Origin of the sequence: Posidoniimonas corsicana (assembly GCF_007859765.1) — a bacterium.
Classification (GTDB): Bacteria; Planctomycetota; Planctomycetia; order Pirellulales; family Lacipirellulaceae; genus Posidoniimonas; species Posidoniimonas corsicana.
This window is the reverse complement of sequence record NZ_SIHJ01000002.1, coordinates 232466-247946: the sequence shown is the minus strand read 5'-3', so window position 1 is coordinate 247946 and position 15481 is coordinate 232466. Positions and strand designations below refer to the sequence as shown.

The 15481-nt window shown below is 68.7% G+C and carries 13 protein-coding genes; 8 read left to right on the top strand and 5 right to left on the bottom strand.

Features of this window, described 5'->3' with window-relative positions; genetic code table 11:
* Positions 1-96: 96 nt before the first annotated feature.
* The 3 genes from KOR34_RS17080 to KOR34_RS17070 form a co-directional block, all read right to left on the bottom strand.
* Positions 97-1377 (bottom strand): hypothetical protein, encoded by a 1281-nt coding sequence (locus KOR34_RS17080; protein ID WP_146566409.1) that lies wholly within the window; start codon positions 1375-1377, stop codon positions 97-99.
* A 504-nt stretch (positions 1378-1881) separates the two neighbouring features.
* Positions 1882-4080 (bottom strand): alpha-glucan family phosphorylase, encoded by a 2199-nt coding sequence (glgP, locus tag KOR34_RS17075; protein ID WP_146566407.1) that lies wholly within the window; start codon positions 4078-4080, stop codon positions 1882-1884.
* A gap of 183 nt (positions 4081-4263) precedes the next feature.
* The gene (locus KOR34_RS17070; protein ID WP_146566405.1) at positions 4264-5319 is read right to left on the bottom strand and encodes a GGDEF domain-containing protein; all 1056 of its coding nucleotides are present in this window, start codon (positions 5317-5319) and stop codon (positions 4264-4266) included.
* Between the two features lie 229 nt (positions 5320-5548).
* On the opposite strand from KOR34_RS17070, the gene metF reads away from it, so the two are divergent.
* The gene (gene metF, locus KOR34_RS17065; RefSeq protein ID WP_146566403.1) at positions 5549-6421 is read left to right on the top strand and encodes a methylenetetrahydrofolate reductase [NAD(P)H]; all 873 of its coding nucleotides are present in this window, start codon (positions 5549-5551) and stop codon (positions 6419-6421) included.
* A 63-nt stretch (positions 6422-6484) separates the two neighbouring features.
* On the top strand, positions 6485-7984 hold the full coding sequence (locus KOR34_RS17060) for a serine/threonine-protein kinase (protein WP_146566401.1): 1500 nt from the start codon (positions 6485-6487) through the stop codon (positions 7982-7984).
* A gap of 22 nt (positions 7985-8006) precedes the next feature.
* Here the strand turns inward: KOR34_RS17060 and KOR34_RS17055 are convergent, their stop codons facing one another.
* Complete coding sequence (locus KOR34_RS17055) at positions 8007-8210, bottom strand: hypothetical protein (protein ID WP_146566400.1); 204 nt, start codon at positions 8208-8210, stop codon at positions 8007-8009.
* Between the two features lie 519 nt (positions 8211-8729).
* Between KOR34_RS17055 and KOR34_RS17050 the strand changes: the two genes are divergently transcribed.
* Positions 8730-9023, top strand: coding sequence for a hypothetical protein (locus KOR34_RS17050; protein WP_146566398.1), 294 nt, complete (start codon positions 8730-8732; stop codon positions 9021-9023).
* 424 nt (positions 9024-9447) lie between these two features.
* The gene (locus tag KOR34_RS17045; protein ID WP_146566396.1) at positions 9448-10734 is read left to right on the top strand and encodes a citrate synthase; all 1287 of its coding nucleotides are present in this window, start codon (positions 9448-9450) and stop codon (positions 10732-10734) included.
* Between the two features lie 6 nt (positions 10735-10740).
* Here the strand turns inward: KOR34_RS17045 and KOR34_RS17040 are convergent, their stop codons facing one another.
* Positions 10741-11343, bottom strand: coding sequence for a hypothetical protein (locus tag KOR34_RS17040; RefSeq protein WP_146566394.1), 603 nt, complete (start codon positions 11341-11343; stop codon positions 10741-10743).
* Positions 11344-11541: 198 nt separating this feature from the next.
* On the opposite strand from KOR34_RS17040, the gene KOR34_RS17035 reads away from it, so the two are divergent.
* The 4 genes from KOR34_RS17035 (at position 11542) to KOR34_RS17020 (ending at position 15475) form a co-directional block, all read left to right on the top strand.
* Positions 11542-12174 (top strand): hypothetical protein, encoded by a 633-nt coding sequence (locus tag KOR34_RS17035; protein WP_146566393.1) that lies wholly within the window; start codon positions 11542-11544, stop codon positions 12172-12174.
* Positions 12175-12312: 138 nt separating this feature from the next.
* Entirely contained in the window at positions 12313-13731 is a 1419-nt protein-coding gene (locus tag KOR34_RS17030; RefSeq protein ID WP_146566391.1) for an aldehyde dehydrogenase family protein, read from the top strand.
* Positions 13732-13850: 119 nt separating this feature from the next.
* On the top strand, positions 13851-14252 hold the full coding sequence (locus KOR34_RS27510) for an endonuclease domain-containing protein (protein WP_146566389.1): 402 nt from the start codon (positions 13851-13853) through the stop codon (positions 14250-14252).
* A gap of 65 nt (positions 14253-14317) precedes the next feature.
* Positions 14318-15475, top strand: coding sequence for an iron-containing alcohol dehydrogenase (locus KOR34_RS17020; protein ID WP_146566387.1), 1158 nt, complete (start codon positions 14318-14320; stop codon positions 15473-15475).
* Positions 15476-15481: the final 6 nt, after the last annotated feature.

Here is a 15481-nt window from a genome sequence, read left to right as displayed (position 1 = left end):
GGTTCGGTGGCGGCGGGACCTTACTATTGATGCCATGTTCTGCCCTTGGCGCCAGCCCCCGCGGCCGACGAAGCCCGCCGGCGCCGTACGAAGTGTCTACGGCAGCAGGGTTCGCAGCTTCTCCTGCTCGGCGTCGCTGATGGCGCCCTTGCGCGACAGCCAGGGCCGGTAGAAGTGGCCGTCGCACAGCCCGCACTGGATGATCTGCGACTCGGGTCCGATGAACCGCAGCCACAGCCCCGGGGGCTCGCCCGCGGCGGGGTCGTACTCCTCCCAGGCGATCTGCTGGTCGGCGGCCCACTGCTCCAGCAGGTCCAGCACCGCCGCGATCGTGCCGGCGTCGTTGACGGCGCCGTTCGGCGTGCCCTCGGGGTCCCCTTCGACGACGACCAGCCGGGCCACCTGCTCGGGGAGGCAGAGCCGGCGCTCGTCGGTGCTCACCAGGCAGTTGGGCATCGCCAGGCAGAGCCGGCGGTGCTCCTCGGTCGTGAGGCCGTTGGCGGGCGCGTGCAGCCACTTGAGCCGGGGGAGGCCGCTGAGCTGCAGCAGCCCGTCCGCTGTGACCGGCGTGTTCAAGATCCACAGCCTCGACAGCCGCGGCAGTTCGGCGATCGACGCCAGGCCGGCGTCGGTGATGGGCAGCGGGGGCAGGTTCCGCTCGGACATCACCACCAGCGACTCGAGGTGGTGCATCCGCCCGATGTGCTCCAGGCCGCGGTCGGTGATCCGCGGGCCGTTGATGAACAGGTGCGTCAGGTTGTTCCACTCGCCCAGGCGGGCGATGCCCTCGTCGGTCACGGCCGGCGAGTAGACCGCCGCCTGCGTCAGGTTGGGCAGCCCGTTGAGCTCGGCGACCCGGGCGAGCGCCGAGTCGCCCGCGCGGCGGTAGAAGGCGACGCTCTCGAGATGACGCAGGCTGTCGGCGTGCCGGAGGATGGCGTCGACCCCGCCGGGGCCGCGCACCTCGAGCCGGGTGACCTCGAACGGGTCGAAGCCGAGCCGCTGCTTCAGCCAGTCGTCGTCGTCGGACACAAGGTCCTCCACGTACACGCCCGACTGGTAGAGGTCGTGCACGGCCATCGACTGCCGCAGCAGCGTGCGACCGATGGTCCCGAACAGCACGGCCAGCAGCGTCGTGACGACCAGCAGGTGGCGGAGCCGGTACCGCGCCGCGCCCCGCGACCAGTTGAACGCGGCCCTGCCGGCGGCCGCGGCGCCGAGCAGCGTCACCACCGCCGTGGCGGCGAACACCACCCACGCCGGCAGGTCCCAGAGGTGCACCAGCCACAGCAGCGACGCGAACGCCGCCGCCCCGACTACCGGCGTGGCGAGCGCCGCCGCCAGCGCGGCCGCGAGCCGGGGGGTAAGTTGTTGCATAACGCGACGCGGGGGGCCGGGGGAGGGGGCTGGTGTGGGTAGGTCGCCGGTCACGCCCGTTTCCCGCGGGATGCGGGTCCAACAAAAAAACAGGCGCCACGGGAGGCCCGCGGCGCCTGTTGCTGTTGGCTTGTCTCAGAATGCCTGAGCGGGGGCTACTTGCCCTTCTTGGCCGGGGTCTTGCTCGGCGTGGCCGGCTTCGACTTGGGGGACGGGGCAGCCTTCACAGCATTCTTCACGGGCTTAGCAGCCATTGTCGCAACTCCTGTACGACATTCCCGCCGGGGGGGCCCGCTGTCAAGCGGGCCGGTAGTCCATGCCCCACGCGGTTAATCGATGTATATGATCGGTAGGACAAACCGGCAAGATCATTGCGTCAAGATTTTTCTTTAGCGGGGAGCAGCTGCTAGCTCACGGCAGGGGGCTGGGCGGCCGCGCAAGAGCAACGCCCCGCTCGGCGGGGCCGGGCGGGGCGTTGCGGGTTTCTAGGTTGTCGCGGCGGCGTTACCGCACGGACATGTCACTCGACAGGCCGCCGGCGGCCGGCACGTAGCTGTGACGCACGTAGTCGATCACCATGCGGTGGGCGCTGAACCGGGCGGCGAGGGTCACGATGGAGTCGATCATGAACTCCAGCCAGGCGTGGGGCAGGCCGTCGGTGTCGCGGTCGTAGTAGAGCGGGATCACCTCGTCGCGGAGGACTGCGAACAGGTCCTCGGCGTCACGCTCGTCGGTGATGTGGTCGTCGACGTGCTGCGTGCCCTTGCCGATGGCGAAGCCGTTCTGGCCGTTGTAGGCCTCGGCCCACCAGCCGTCCAGGATGGAGCAGTTCAGGCCGCCGTTGAGCACGGCCTTCATGCCGCTGGTGCCGGAGGCCTCCAGCGGACGGCGGGGGTTGTTGAGCCAGACGTCAACGCCCTGCACCAGGTGGCGTGCGACGTTGATGTCGTAGTCCTCGACAAACACGATGCGGCCGGCGAAGCGCGGGTCGTTCCGCAGGTTGGCGATCCGCTTGATGAAGCTCTTGCCCCCCTCGTCGGCCGGGTGGGCCTTGCCTGAGAAGATGAACTGCACCGGGCGGTTGGCGTCGTTGATCAGCTCGGAGATCGCGTCGAGCTGCCGCAGGAACAGGTCCGCCCGCTTGTAGGTGGCGAACCGCCGCGCGAAACCGATGGTCAGCGCGCTGGGGTCCAGCGCGGTGCGGGCGGCGTCGACGCGGGACTCGTCCTCGTTGCGGCGGCGGCACTGGCGGCTGAGGCGGCGGCGGACGAACTCCAGCAGCCGGCTCTTGAGGGCGTTGTGGGTCTCCCACAGCTCGCCGCGGTCGACGTTGTAGATGTTCTGCCAGGCCTGGGTGTCGCCCTGGTGGAAGCCCCAGTCGGCCGGCAGGATCTTGTCGTACAGCTGACGCATCGGCTGGGCCAGCCAGCTCGCCATGTGCACGCCGTTGGTGATGTGGCCGATGGGGACTTCTTCCTCCACCCGCCAGGGCCAGAGGTGGGCCCACATGCGGCGCGACACCTTGCCGTGCAGCGAGCTGACCGCGTTGGCCTTGCGCGAGAGCTTCAGGCCGATAACGGTCATGCAGAAGGTCTCTTGCTCGTTCTGCGGCTCGACCCGGCCGAGGCCCATCAGCTGCTCGTGCGAGATGCCGAGCGAGTCGCGGAGCGGGCCGAGGTGCTCCTCGATCAGGGCCGCGTCGAAGCGGTCGTGGCCGGCGGGGACCGGCGTGTGCGTGGTGAAGGTGGTCATCTGGGCCACCTCACGCAGCGCGTCGTCGAAGGACAGGCCGTCGTGCTCCATGACGCCGCGGATCACCTCCAGCGGCGCGAACGCGCTGTGGCCCTCGTTCAGGTGGTACACGCCGGCGTCGATGCCCAACGCCCGCAGCGCCTTCACGCCGCCAACGCCGAGGACCATCTCCTGGCGGATGCGGGTCCGCTGGTCGCCGCCGTACAGGCGGGAGGTGAGCTGGCGGTCCTGGGGGCTGTTGCCCTCGACGTCGCAGTCGAGCAGGTACAGGTTGATGCGGCCGACCCGCATCAGCCAGACCTTGGCCAGGAGGGCGCCGTCGCGGGTGTCGATCTTGACGGTGATGTGCTCGCCGTCCTCGCCGACCGCCTGCTCCATCGGCAGGTTCTCAACGCGGGTGTCGACGTACTCTTCTTGCTGGTAGCCGTCGCCGTCGAGGTGCTGGCGGAAGTAGCCCTGGTCGTAGAACAGGCCGATGGCCACCAGCGGCACGCCCAGCCCGCTGGCGCTCTTGATGTGGTCGCCGGACAGCACGCCCAGGCCGCCGGAGTAGATCGGCACGCACTCGTGGATGCCGAACTCGGCGGAGAAGTAGGCCACCGGCTTGGCGCCCAGCACGCCGGCGTGGCGGGCGCCCCAGGTGTGCGTGGTGTCCGACAGGTACTCCTTCAACCGGCGGTGGGCCTGGTTGATGCGGGTGTAGAGGACCATCTCGTTCGCGCGGTCGGCGACCTGCTGCGGGGTCATCTCCGACAAGAGCGCGATCGGGTTGTGATCGAGCTGGCGCCAGCGGACGGGGTCGAGGTCTCGGAACAGCGAGACGACTTCCGGGTGCCAGCTCCACCAGAGGTTGCGAGCGACGGTCGTCAGCTTCGCGTAGAGGGTTTCTGGGGTGACCTCGGTCCAGTTGACGCGCTCCACGTTGGGCTCTGCGGCTTCAGCACGACTCATAACGATCCCTCTCAGTTTCGGAAGTTGATAGCCGCCTAGGCTAAGTACCTTCCCCGCGGGGAAGCAACGTGCTGCGATCCAACTCTCGCAGGCCGGGCGGTTGGGGGGTAAAAAACACGGGTTCCCTGCCGCCGGTCGACTGTAAGCGTAATCGATTCGGGTCGGATGGGAAGGACCCTGAGGCTAGGGGGCGTGGGTCCCCGTCTCGGGTTCCAGCAGGGCTGTCATGCTGCTGGACAGGGCCGAGCACGCCTGCTGGAGGTCGGGGCTGATCCCGCGGAGCCCGCCGCCCGGCCCGGGGGGACTCTCCGTCGACCCGACGCGGTGCTCCAGGGGGGATAGGTCGTGCCCGTCGTGCAGCCAGGCCCGATCACGGCCGGCCTGCTTGGCGGCGTACAGGGCCTGGTCGGCGCGCCGCATGAGCGACTCGAGCCGCTCCGACGGTCGGACGCTGGCGAGGCCGACGCTGGCGGTCACGGGGATGGTCTCGCCGTGCACCTCGACCACGGTCGAGCGGACCGCGTCGATCGTCTTGCGGACCGCGGCGTGCGCGGTCGACAGGTCGGTGTGCGGCAGCACCACGGCGAACTCCTCGCCGCCGTACCGCGCGACAACGTCGTGGTGACGAAGCGCCCCGCGCAGGGCGGCGCCGATGGACCGCAGCGCCTGGTCCCCCGCCGCGTGCCCGTGGGTGTCGTTGAATTGCTTGAAGTGGTCGACGTCCACCATCACCACCGAGAACGGCGTTTGGTGCTTCCGCCACGCGTCGGCGCGGACGTTGAGGTGGTCGTCCAGCGCGCGGCGGTTTGGCAAACCGGTGAGCGGGTCCGTCATGGCGGTCTGCAGGTGCTCGGCGACCTCGGCGGTGCGGGCCTCGAGCTCCAGCTCGGCGGAGGCCAGCCGCTCCTGCAGCGACTGGTTGGCCCGCAGCATCTCGCGGACCACGCCGCTCACCAGCGACGTCAGCGGGTGCTCGGCGGAGTCGGCGTCCAGCGACGCGGCCTCGGACTGCAGACGCTCGTCGACGCGGGAGAGCTGCTCGCCCTGGGCCCGCGCCTGCGCGGACAGGTCGGCCGTGAGCGTCTGCAGCTCGCCGGCCAGACGCCTGGCGCGGCGGCGGTCCTCGCCGGCGGCGCGGAGCGCGCGGCGGGGCGTAGCGGTCCATCGCCCGATAGCGACCCCAGCGATAAGCTGCAGGGCGCCCAGCGCGAGTCCGGTGATCAGGATCGTGGTAGACACGTGTTCGTCGGGCCTCCTGGGTCTGTCGTCTACCGACAGGCTACAACGCCCGACGCGCCCGCGCGGCGTGGTCGGGGCGCCAATCGGGGGCGGGTTGGCGCCTGCTCCGCCGGTTGTCGGGGTTGCGACGCCTCCACTGCCTGAGGGGCCAGGCGACTGATATAATCCGCGGACGCCCACCGGCGCCCCGCCCGGCGCCGCCACTCACAACGAGGATGCTTAGCAGACGATGACCATCGCCGCGGCCTACGGACCCGACAGAGTTGCGCTCTCCTTCGAGCTCTTCCCTCCTAAGACCGACCAGGGCGACGCCGCCCTGCTGAAGCACGTCGCGCGGTTGATGGAGTTCCGGCCGAGCTTCGTCACGTGCACCTACGGGGCCGGCGGATCGACCCAGGACAAGACGCTGCAGATCGTCTCGCGGGTCCACCAGGACTTCGACGTGCCGGTGGCCACGCACCTCACCTGTGTCGGGAGCACGGCCGACCAGCTCCGCTCCTACTTATCGGACGCGGTTGCGGCGGGAGTCCAGAATGTTGTGGCCCTGAGGGGCGACCCGCCCAAGGGGGAGGAGCAGTTCCGCCAGACCGCCGGCGGCTTCGCGTACGCCAACGAGCTGGTGGCGATGATCCGCGGCGAGTTCCCCACGCTGGGCATCGCGGTGGCCGGCTACCCGGAGGTCCACCAGGAGGCCCCCAGCCGCGAGGCGGACCTGGAGAACCTCAAGCGGAAGGTCGACGCCGGGGCCGACGCCGTCATCACCCAGCTGTTCTACGACAACCAGGACTTCTTCCGCTTCCGCGACGACTGCCGGCGGGCCGGCATCGAGGCCCCCATCGTGCCCGGGCTGCTGCCGATCACCAACACGGCCCAGATCAAGCGGATCACCGCCTTGTGCGGCGCACGGCTGCCCGCGGAGCTGGTCGATCGCCTCGAGGCGGCCGGCGAGGACCCCGACTCCCAGTTTGAGGCCGGTGTAGAAATCGCCACCCGGCAGACGGTTGAATTGCTGGATCAGGGCGTGCCCGGCATCCATTATTATGTACTGAATAAGTCGGAAGCCGCGTCGCGGGTGCTCCAGAGCGTGAACCTCCGCGGCTGAAACCGCGTAGAAGCAGCCGCGGACTCTGGCCCGTCGCCCCTCCCATCCCCCGCCCGCCGTTCTTTGCAAGACTACACCGGCCAGCAGATCGGCGACTACCTGGTGCTGCGGCGGCTCGGCCGCGGCGCGATGGCCGACGTATACCTGGCGGAGCAGCAGTCGCTGGGGCGGCAGATCGCGCTGAAGATCCTCAAGTCGGACCTGGCGTCGGACGCCACGTACGTCAGCCGGTTCCAGCACGAGGCCCGCTCGGCCGCCAAGCTGGTGCACGCCAACATCGTGCAGGTGTACGAGGTGGGCCGCTCCGGCGACGCCCACTTCATTGCGCAGGAATACGTATCCGGCAAGAACCTGGGCGAGCTGGTCCAGCAGCAGGGCCGGCTGCAGCCCGGCGTGGTGCTGGACATCCTGCGGCAGAGCGCCGCCGCGCTGCACCGCGCCCAGGAGGTGGGCGTCGTGCACCGCGACATCAAGCCCGAGAACCTGATGCTGACCCAGAGCGGCGAGCTGAAGGTCGCCGACTTCGGCCTGGCGCGCGTCTCGACGCCGACCGAACAGCAGCTCACCCAGGTGGGCGTCACGATGGGCACGCCGCTGTACATGAGCCCCGAGCAGATCGAGGGCCGCCCGGTCGACGCGCGGAGCGACCTCTACTCGTTAGGCGTCACGGCGTACCACTTGCTGTCGGGCGAGGCGCCCTTCCGCGGCGAAACGCCGCTCGCCGTGGCGGTGCAGCACCTCAACAACCGCGCCACGCCGCTGGCCGACACCGAGCCCGACATGCCTGTCCGGCTGTCGCAGGTGGTCGAGAAGCTGATGGCCAAGGAGCCGGGCCACCGCTACCAAACGCCGGCCGACCTGCTGGCCGACCTGCGCGAGCTGGCGCGGCAGGCCGCCGACGAGGGCTGGGCCGACGGGCCCGAGCACTGGACCGCGGTGGACCTGAGCGTGCTCCGCGACGGGCACGCCGCGACCCAGGAGCTGGACCAGCTGATGAAGCAGGCCAGCGCGCTGTCGCTGGGCCGCTCGCCCTGGGGGCGTCGCGTGGCGGTGGTGGCCGCGCTGCTGATGGCCGGCGGACTGGTCGGCATGGCGACCCAGCCCGCGCCGCTGTTGTCCAGCGAGCGCACGCTGATCGAAGAACGCGACGACGTGCTCAGCCAGCTCTACTTCGCCAAGCAGGTCGACACCGAGGCGGCCTGGAAAGCAGTGAAGACCTACTTCTCCGAAGACCTCGACGTCCGCCACGAGATGATGGCCGACCAGGGGCTGGCGCGTTTGTATCTGGGGCAGGGCCGCTACGAGGAGGCGCGCGACGTCTGCCTCCGCCTGTACGACATGGCCGGCGATTCCGACCCCTACGTGCGTCGCTTTGCGGCCGCCGGACTGACCGTTGCGTTTGTCGGCATGGAGTACTGGGACCAGGCCCGCGAGGCGGCCGGCCAGTTCCTGGCGGCCGACGACCTGATCGAGCTCGAGCAGCTCGAGCCACAGCTCTACCGGATGTTCAACGAGGCGCTCGAACGCCTCGACTCACAGGGCTCGACCCACGCCCAGCTGTAGCGCGGCGCGAGTTCTCCACCCGCTACGCCCCGGCGACCGCCTGGTCGCGGTCGCGCCGCCGCCGGCGACGCTTGCTGTACTTAGGGGCGGGCGGCGCGGTCGGCTGGCTCGAGAGCCGCTTGCGGCGGGCCTCCGACAGTTTGTCGCGCAGCATCGTGACTGCAATGAACGACCACACCGCCAAGAACGCGGCGCCGAGAATCGATTGCAGGATGTGGTACGACACGGGCGGCTCCGTAGGGATGGGTCGCGCAGCCTCCATGCGGCAATCGCTGGCAATCCATACTGTTGGTCGTTCATCGACAAGCGGGCCAGCAGCGGGTGAGGTGCGCCGCGGGCGCCGTTAAAGCCTCCACATCCCGCAAAGCCCCCTCACTGTCACCGTCTCCTCCCCGCCCAGCTTGCAGACTGCAAAGCCTCGCTCCTGCCGCACAAAAGTGGCTTTATTTCTTGGGTTTGTTGCTAGAAATCGGCCGCCGTAAATGTTAGGCTGGCGCCTGGTTGGTGAACGTTAGTTCAGTGTTTGGGCTGTGCTGAATGACCGGCGTGGCGGTGCGTTGCCTATCAGTTGTGACTACTGCGGCGCCGGCCGCCGCGCTCCGCAGATTGTCAGCGCAGCCGTGGCATCGCCTGTTGGGCGCCGATGGGCCGGGGCTCGAAGAACGCGACGAGGGACGCGATGAGGGGTAGCGGTTGTGGGCGGTGGTTGGTTTGTCCGAGTGGGACTTTCACAGCAGGGGGGGAGATGCTGCCTTATCCCGTGGTTTCGGAGATTGAGGATCTGCTTGGCGAGGGCCGCCTGTCGCGGCGGGCGATCGCCAGGCAGGTGGGCGTGAGCCGGTGGGCGGTCGACGCGGTTGCGACCGGCGTCCGCCGGTCAGGCGTAGCCGACGGCGACCCTGACGGGGGCCAGCCGGTCTACCTGCGTTGCCCCGGCTGCGGCATGCGGGTGGAGCTGCCGTGCGTGTACTGCCGCACGGTTGCCTACGTGTCCCGCGGCCGGTTGGGCGTGGCGCCTCGTGCTCGGCGGGCGGCGTAAGACGCGTTGCGGACGGAGCTAATCGGCGCAACCGGCGCCCCGGCTGGAGAATCCGCCTCATTCTGAGTCGGCGGGCGCCGCCGGGCCGCCGGCCGGGAGCAACGATTAGGCGGCTTTGCCACTTGGCCACGATACGGCGCGTCCGCTGGGCAGCGATGCCCCGGGCGCGCCGTTGAGGCCCGGCCCCGCCGCCGGTGTGTGGCGTCTCTTCAGCGGGCCGGAGCAACCCCCACAGCCGTGCGAAAACCCTTGCGCAGACGTCGTAGACAGGCGGAATGCGGCGCGGGGCGGCGGTCTGGACGATTGCTGATCAGCCACCAAACGGGTTACACTACCCGCTCCGCGGCGTCGGCCCTGGCGGCCGCCGCGGGCGCGGAGCAGATACTAGAGCGACAAATAAGGCGACACAGCGAAGGAGTTGTCGATGGGTGAGGTAGGTCGGCTGACCGTCAGCGAACAAGAGATTGACCTGCCCCTGATCCGAGGGACCGAGGGCGAAGAGGCGCTCGACATCTCTGCGCTGCGGAAGCAGACGGGGCTGGTCACTCTGGACGAGGGCTACGTCAACACCGGCTCAACGACCAGCGACATCACCTTCCTGGACGGCGAGCAGGGCATCCTGCGGTACCGGGGCTACCCGATCGAGGACCTGGCCGCCAAGTGCGACTTCGTCGAGGTCGCGTACCTGCTGATCTACGGCGAGCTGCCGACCGTCGCGCAGCTGGAAGACTTCCGCAACTCGCTGCGTCGGCACTCGCTGCTGCACGAGGACCTGCGGATCTTCTACGACGGCTTCCCGCGCGACGCGCACCCGATGGCCATCCTCAGCTCGGTGGTCGGCGCGCTCTCCACGTTCTACCAGGACCTCGTCAGCCTGACCGACCCGCAGGTGGTCGACACCACCATCCACCGGCTGCTGGCCAAGATCCCGACCATCGCGGCCTACTCGCACAAGAAGTCGATCGGCCAGCCGTTCGTCTACCCGGACAACTCGCTGTCGTACTGCGAGAACTTCCTGCAGATGATGTTCTCGGTTCCCAGCGAGCCGTACGAGATCGACCCCGACTTCGTCGAGGCGCTCAACCTGCTGTTGATCGTGCACGCCGACCACGAGCAGAACTGCAGCACCAGCACCGTCCGGATGGTAGGCAGCTCCGACGCCAACCTGTTCGCCAGCATCTCGGCCGGCATCTGCGCCCTGTGGGGCCCGCTGCACGGCGGCGCCAACGAGGCCTGCGTCGCGATGCTGGACCGCATCGTGGCCGACGGGGGCGACGTCAAGAAGTACGTCGACATGGCGAAGGACAAGGCCAACAACTTCCGCCTGATGGGCTTCGGCCACCGCGTCTACAAGAACTTCGACCCCCGCGCCCGCATCATCAAGGCGAGCTGCGAGAAGCTGCTGGCCAAGCGCGGCATCGAGGACCCGATGTTCGACGTCGCCAAGCAGCTGGCCGACACCGCGCTGTCCGACGAGTACTTCATAGAGCGCAAGCTCTACCCCAACGTCGACTTCTACTCCGGCGTCATCTACCGCGCTATCGGCATCCCGGTCGAGATGTTCACCGTGATGTTCGCCATCGGCCGCCTGCCGGGCTGGATCGCCCACTGGCTGGAGATGCGGCAGAGCCCCGGCAAGAAGATCTGCCGCCCGCGTCAGGTGTACACCGGGCCGCTGGAGCGGACCGTGGTGCCAATCGGCGAGCGGTAGTCGACGTCAGTCTGACTCCGGCTCGGCGTCGTCCAGCGGGTGACGCGACTCCTCCTCCGTGGGCCGCGTGGGGCTGCCCGTTGCTGTGAGCCGCGCGGCGAGCACCAGCCCCAGCAGCCCTATGCCGGCGATGCCGATCGCGTTGGCCGAGCCCTCTAGCGCCTCGAGCCGCGCGTAGAAGTCCTCGCGCAGCTTGAGCGCTTCGGACTGACGCTTTGCCCGCTCGCGGTACTCTTCGTTCGCCGCCTGCAGGGCGATCCGCAGCTCGTACGCCATGCTCAGTCGGCGTGACTGGGCCCGCTCGGTCATGTCCTGGCCGGCCGGGTCGTCGAAGCCCCGCGCGTAGGCCACAAACGTGACCGGCGACATCGCCGGGAACCACCACAAAGCCGCGCCGTAAGACAACGCGAACAGCGAGAACCCGAGCGCCATCGCCCGTGCGCGGCCCGCCAGCAGACAAGCCGCCAGCACCGCGTAGGCTGTGACCAGTCCGGTGAGCAGCCACAGGAACTGCTCCCAGAGCTTGCCCTGCTGGCTGCAGGCGGCCGCTGCCAGCGCCGCATAAGTAACGCCCAACAGCAGCCACTTAAGTGAAAACCCGTTCTGCATAGCTCCGAGGCCTCGCGGCGGTAGGGGGCAGCCCGCATCGTAGCACCTGCGGGTGTTAACAACCAAACCGGCGGCGCCGGCTGTTCCGGCCGAGGCCCGGTTGCGTTGATCGGCAAACACCCAGTTTGGTCATGCGACTTTCCGTCGGCGGGCTAGCTTTGCGTTGACCACCCGGGCCGAGAATTGAAAGGGACACCGATGCGGCGACGCCTGCTCCAGATGCTTTGTATCAGCCTGACTACCGCGTGTGCGCCGAGCGCCCAGGCGAGTGGCTACGAGGCCGCGCCGTCGGAGGTGGAGCTGACCATCGGCCGCACGAAGCACGTGCTGGTCGAGGGCGTGAGCAGCAATATCCAGGTGAACGGGCGGTCGGTCCCAGTGAAGGTCGAGCTGCAGCCCGCTCAGCGTCTGCACGTGGACAACTTCTCGTTTAGCTATCCGACGGGCTTCACGGTGCTCAACAGCGCAAGCGAGGGCGCCCCGACGTCCGCTTCGTGGATGCTCAAGGGCAGGACCTGCCAGATCACCATCCACCGCAAGGCGAAGGGCACCACGCTCAACTTCCTGGCGGACCACATGGCCGAGTTCTACGAGGGGCTCCCGGAGGTGTCCGACCTGAGCCGCAACACCACGCGGATGACCATCGGCCGCAAGAGCGTATCGGGGGTGCGGTTCCTGATGAAGACCCGCCGCGAAGGCGTCAGCTTCCAGGACTACTTCCAGCTGCCGACGCCGTCGTCGCAGTACAACTACTTCTTGGTGATCCACGCCAAGCCGGGCGACCAGTCCGAGCAGCAGGCCCGCACCATGATCGGCAGCACACTTCGGTAAGCTGGCGTACGGTAGGCGTCGGGCGGCCGCGGCCAGCTTGGCGGAGTGTTTCGCCCCGCCTAGGATGCCGGTAGAATGTGGCTGCGCCCCAGCGCAGGGGCGGCCCTCACTGTTCTCCCGCCTCTTACCGGTTCCCAGATGATCGAGCTGCCAGCTATCCGTTGGGGCGAGCCCTACGAGTCTCTCGACGTTGACCAGGTCTCGCACTTCTACACCGGCGAGCCGATCGCCAAGGTCCACACGGTCGGCTCCGGCATCGTCCGCCGAGACGCCAAGAAGGCCAAGCACGCCCGCCGGGCGCTGCAGGCGATGTCGCCGGCCGAGCTGATCGCCAGGTGCGCCGAGGCGGGCGAGCTGTTTGAGTCGGGCACGCTGGCCGTGGGCGACTCGCAGCAGACGCCCGCCGACTTTGTGCAGCAGCAGTCCGCCACCACCGGCATGCCGGTCAGCATGTGCGAGGCGAACGTCACGAAGAACGCGTTCGTGCTGAAGAACATGGAGCGGATCCTGGACTGCCTGACCCGCGGCCTGGACCTGAACATCCTGGCCCGCGGCTACGGCGAGGAGGGCCGCGGGGTGACCGTCAGCTACGCCGCGCAGTGCGACGCGCTGGGCGCCGTGCTGCCGAGCAACTCGCCGGGCGTGCACACGCTGTGGCTGCCGGTGATCGCGCTGCAGATGGGCCTGGTGCTGAAGCCGGGATCTTCGGAACCCTGGACGCCGTACCGGGTTTACTCCGCTATGGTCCAGGCCGGCATTCCCAGGGAGGCGTTCTGTTTGTACCCCGGCGCCGGCGCCGAGATCGGCGGCGCCATCCTGGCCAGCTGCCGCCGCAGCATGATCTTCGGCGGCCCCCAGACCATCGCGCAGTACGAGGGGAACCCCCGCGTGCAGCCGCACGGCCCGGGCTACAGCAAGATCCTCTTCGGCGACGACTGCGTCGACCAGTGGGAGCAGCACATCGACCTGATGGTCGACAGCGTGCTGAAGAATGGCGGCCGCAGCTGCATCAACTGCAGCAGCATCTACGCCTCGCGGCACACGCGTGAAATCGCCCAGGCGCTGGCGGAGCGGCTCGGCCCGGTCGAGGTGCTGCCGCCCGACGACCCGCAGTCGCAGCTCGCCGCGTTCACCATCCCCGGCGCGGCGCCAGCCATCTGGGGAGCGATCGAGGCCGACATCAACGACCCGCAAACCACGCACATGACCGAGGCCTACGGTGACCGCCTGGTGGAGAAGGACCCGGTCGCGTACCTCCGCCCGGTGGTGCTGCACTGCGACAGCCCCGACGCGCCCGCCGCCAACAAGGAGTATATGTTCCCGGCGGTCAGCGTGGTCGAGTGCCCGCAGGAGAAGATGCTAGACGCCATCGGCACGACGCTGATCGGCACCGCGATCACCAACGACGAGTCGTTCCGCGCCGACCTGATCGACTGCACCGACATCGACCGCCTGAACCTCGGCCCGATCCCCACCCCCCAAGTCGACTGGCTGCAGCCGCACGAGGGGAACCTGATCGAGTTCCTGTACCGCAACCGCGCGGTGCAGGTAGGGTAGGGCGGTGCTGGTTGTGGTTGGTAGTTGGCCGCGACGTCCCGCGCAGCGGGGCGAGCGGTCTACTCCCTCCCCCTTTGGGGGAGGGCCGGGGTGGGGGTGAACCAGGGTTGGCTTAGCCGATGTACCAATCCAACGACCAACGCGCATTCGCCCGAGCGCTGCGGAGCAACCAAACCGAGGCTGAACGACAGCTTTGGAGCAGGCTGCGAAAGCGGCAGCTCTGTGACTGCCGGTTCCGGCGCCAGTTCGCGGTTGGGCCGTTTGTAGTCGACTTCGAGTGCAGCGAGCGCCAGGTCGTTGTCGAGCTCGACGGTGGAGGGCACAACACCGAAGCCGAACGACAACGCGACCAGCGTCGTACTCAGTATCTGGAGTCCCGCGGGTATCAGGTGCTTCGCTACTGGAACACCGACGTAACGGACGACACCGACGCGGTGCTTGAAGCGATTGCTAGAGTGTTGGTTGACCGTGTTTCGGGGCGCCCCCACCCTAACCCTCCCCCAGTGGGGGAGGGGACTTAACGGCCCGCCTCCGCTGCGCTAAGGCATCGCGACTAACCTCTCCCCAAATACCTCCCTACGCCCGCATGCTCCCCTTCGACTTCCACTGCCCGACACGGATTGTCTTCGGCGCCGGCCGCATCAAGGAGCTGGGCGAACTGGTCGCCGGGCTGGGGCTGAAGCGGGCGATGGTGGTTTCCGACCCCGGCATCATCCAGGCGGGGCACACGCAGCGCGGCGTGAATCATCTGCTGGCGGCCGGGCTCGAAACGCTCGTCTTTGACGGCGTGCAGGAGAACCCCACCACCGACAACGTCGAGGCCGGCGTGGCGGTCGCAGAGGATTACCGGCCCGACGTGATCGTAGCGATCGGCGGCGGCAGCAGCATGGACTGCGCGAAGGGGATCAACTTCGTCCACTCCTGCGGACCGCCCATGCAGCGGTACTGGGGCGTCGGCAAGGCGACCGCCGACATGCTGCCGATGGTCGCCGTGCCGACCACTTCCGGCACCGGCAGCGAGGCCCAGTCGTTCGCGCTGATCTCCGACGCGCAGACCCACGCCAAGATGGCCTGTGGCGACAAGCGGGCCGCGTTCCGCCTGGCGTTGCTCGACCCCGAGCTCACGCTCACCCAGCCGGCCAGCGTCACCGCGCTGACGGGCATCGACGCCATCGCGCACACCATCGAGACCCTGGTCACCAAGAAACGCAACCAGCTGTCGCTCGCGTTCAGCCGCGAGGCGTGGCGGCTCCTGTCGCAGGGGTTCCCCCGCGTGCTCTCTGACCCGGCCGACCTCGCCGCCCGCGGCCTGATGCAGCAGGGCGCCTGCTTCGCTGGTTTTGCCATTGAGAACTCGATGCTGGGCGCCGCGCACGCGCTGGCCAACCCGCTCACCGCCGCCTACGGCATCGTGCACGGCCAGGCGGTCGGCATGATGCTGCCGCACGTGGTGTCGCACAACGCCGCCGAGTCCGACTCGGCGCGGGCGGCCTACCAGTCGCTCGGCGGGGAGATCACCCCGGAAGAGGCGCCGCTCTACGCGTCGGGCGAGCTTGAGCTCGAGGCGTTCCTGTTCAGCCTGCTGGAAGAGGCCGGGCTCAAGCCGACGCTGTCGGAGCTCGGCGTCGACCGCGAGAAGCTGCCCGAGCTCGCCACCCAGGCCGCCACGCAGTGGACCGGCAACTTCAACCCGGTCGAGATGACCGCCGACGACTTCCGCCGGCTCTACGAAGCCGCGTACTGATCACCC

Bases quoted from the DNA above. Each gene is read 5' to 3' on its own strand.
- KOR34_RS17080 (WP_146566409.1), bottom strand. From the start codon at position 1,377: ATGCAACAACTTACCCCCCGGCTCGCGGCCGCGCTGGCGGCGGCGCTC.
- KOR34_RS17030 (WP_146566391.1), top strand. From the start codon at position 12,313: ATGATCGAGCTGCCAGCTATCCGTTGGGGCGAGCCCTACGAGTCTCTC.
- KOR34_RS27510 (WP_146566389.1), top strand. From the start codon at position 13,851: ATGTACCAATCCAACGACCAACGCGCATTCGCCCGAGCGCTGCGGAGC.
- KOR34_RS17035 (WP_146566393.1), top strand. From the start codon at position 11,542: ATGCGGCGACGCCTGCTCCAGATGCTTTGTATCAGCCTGACTACCGCG.
- KOR34_RS17040 (WP_146566394.1), bottom strand. From the start codon at position 11,343: ATGCAGAACGGGTTTTCACTTAAGTGGCTGCTGTTGGGCGTTACTTAT.
- KOR34_RS17050 (WP_146566398.1), top strand. From the start codon at position 8,730: ATGCTGCCTTATCCCGTGGTTTCGGAGATTGAGGATCTGCTTGGCGAG.
- KOR34_RS17020 (WP_146566387.1), top strand. From the start codon at position 14,318: ATGCTCCCCTTCGACTTCCACTGCCCGACACGGATTGTCTTCGGCGCC.
- metF (WP_146566403.1), top strand. From the start codon at position 5,549: ATGACCATCGCCGCGGCCTACGGACCCGACAGAGTTGCGCTCTCCTTC.
- KOR34_RS17045 (WP_146566396.1), top strand. From the start codon at position 9,448: ATGGGTGAGGTAGGTCGGCTGACCGTCAGCGAACAAGAGATTGACCTG.
- glgP (WP_146566407.1), bottom strand. From the start codon at position 4,080: ATGAGTCGTGCTGAAGCCGCAGAGCCCAACGTGGAGCGCGTCAACTGG.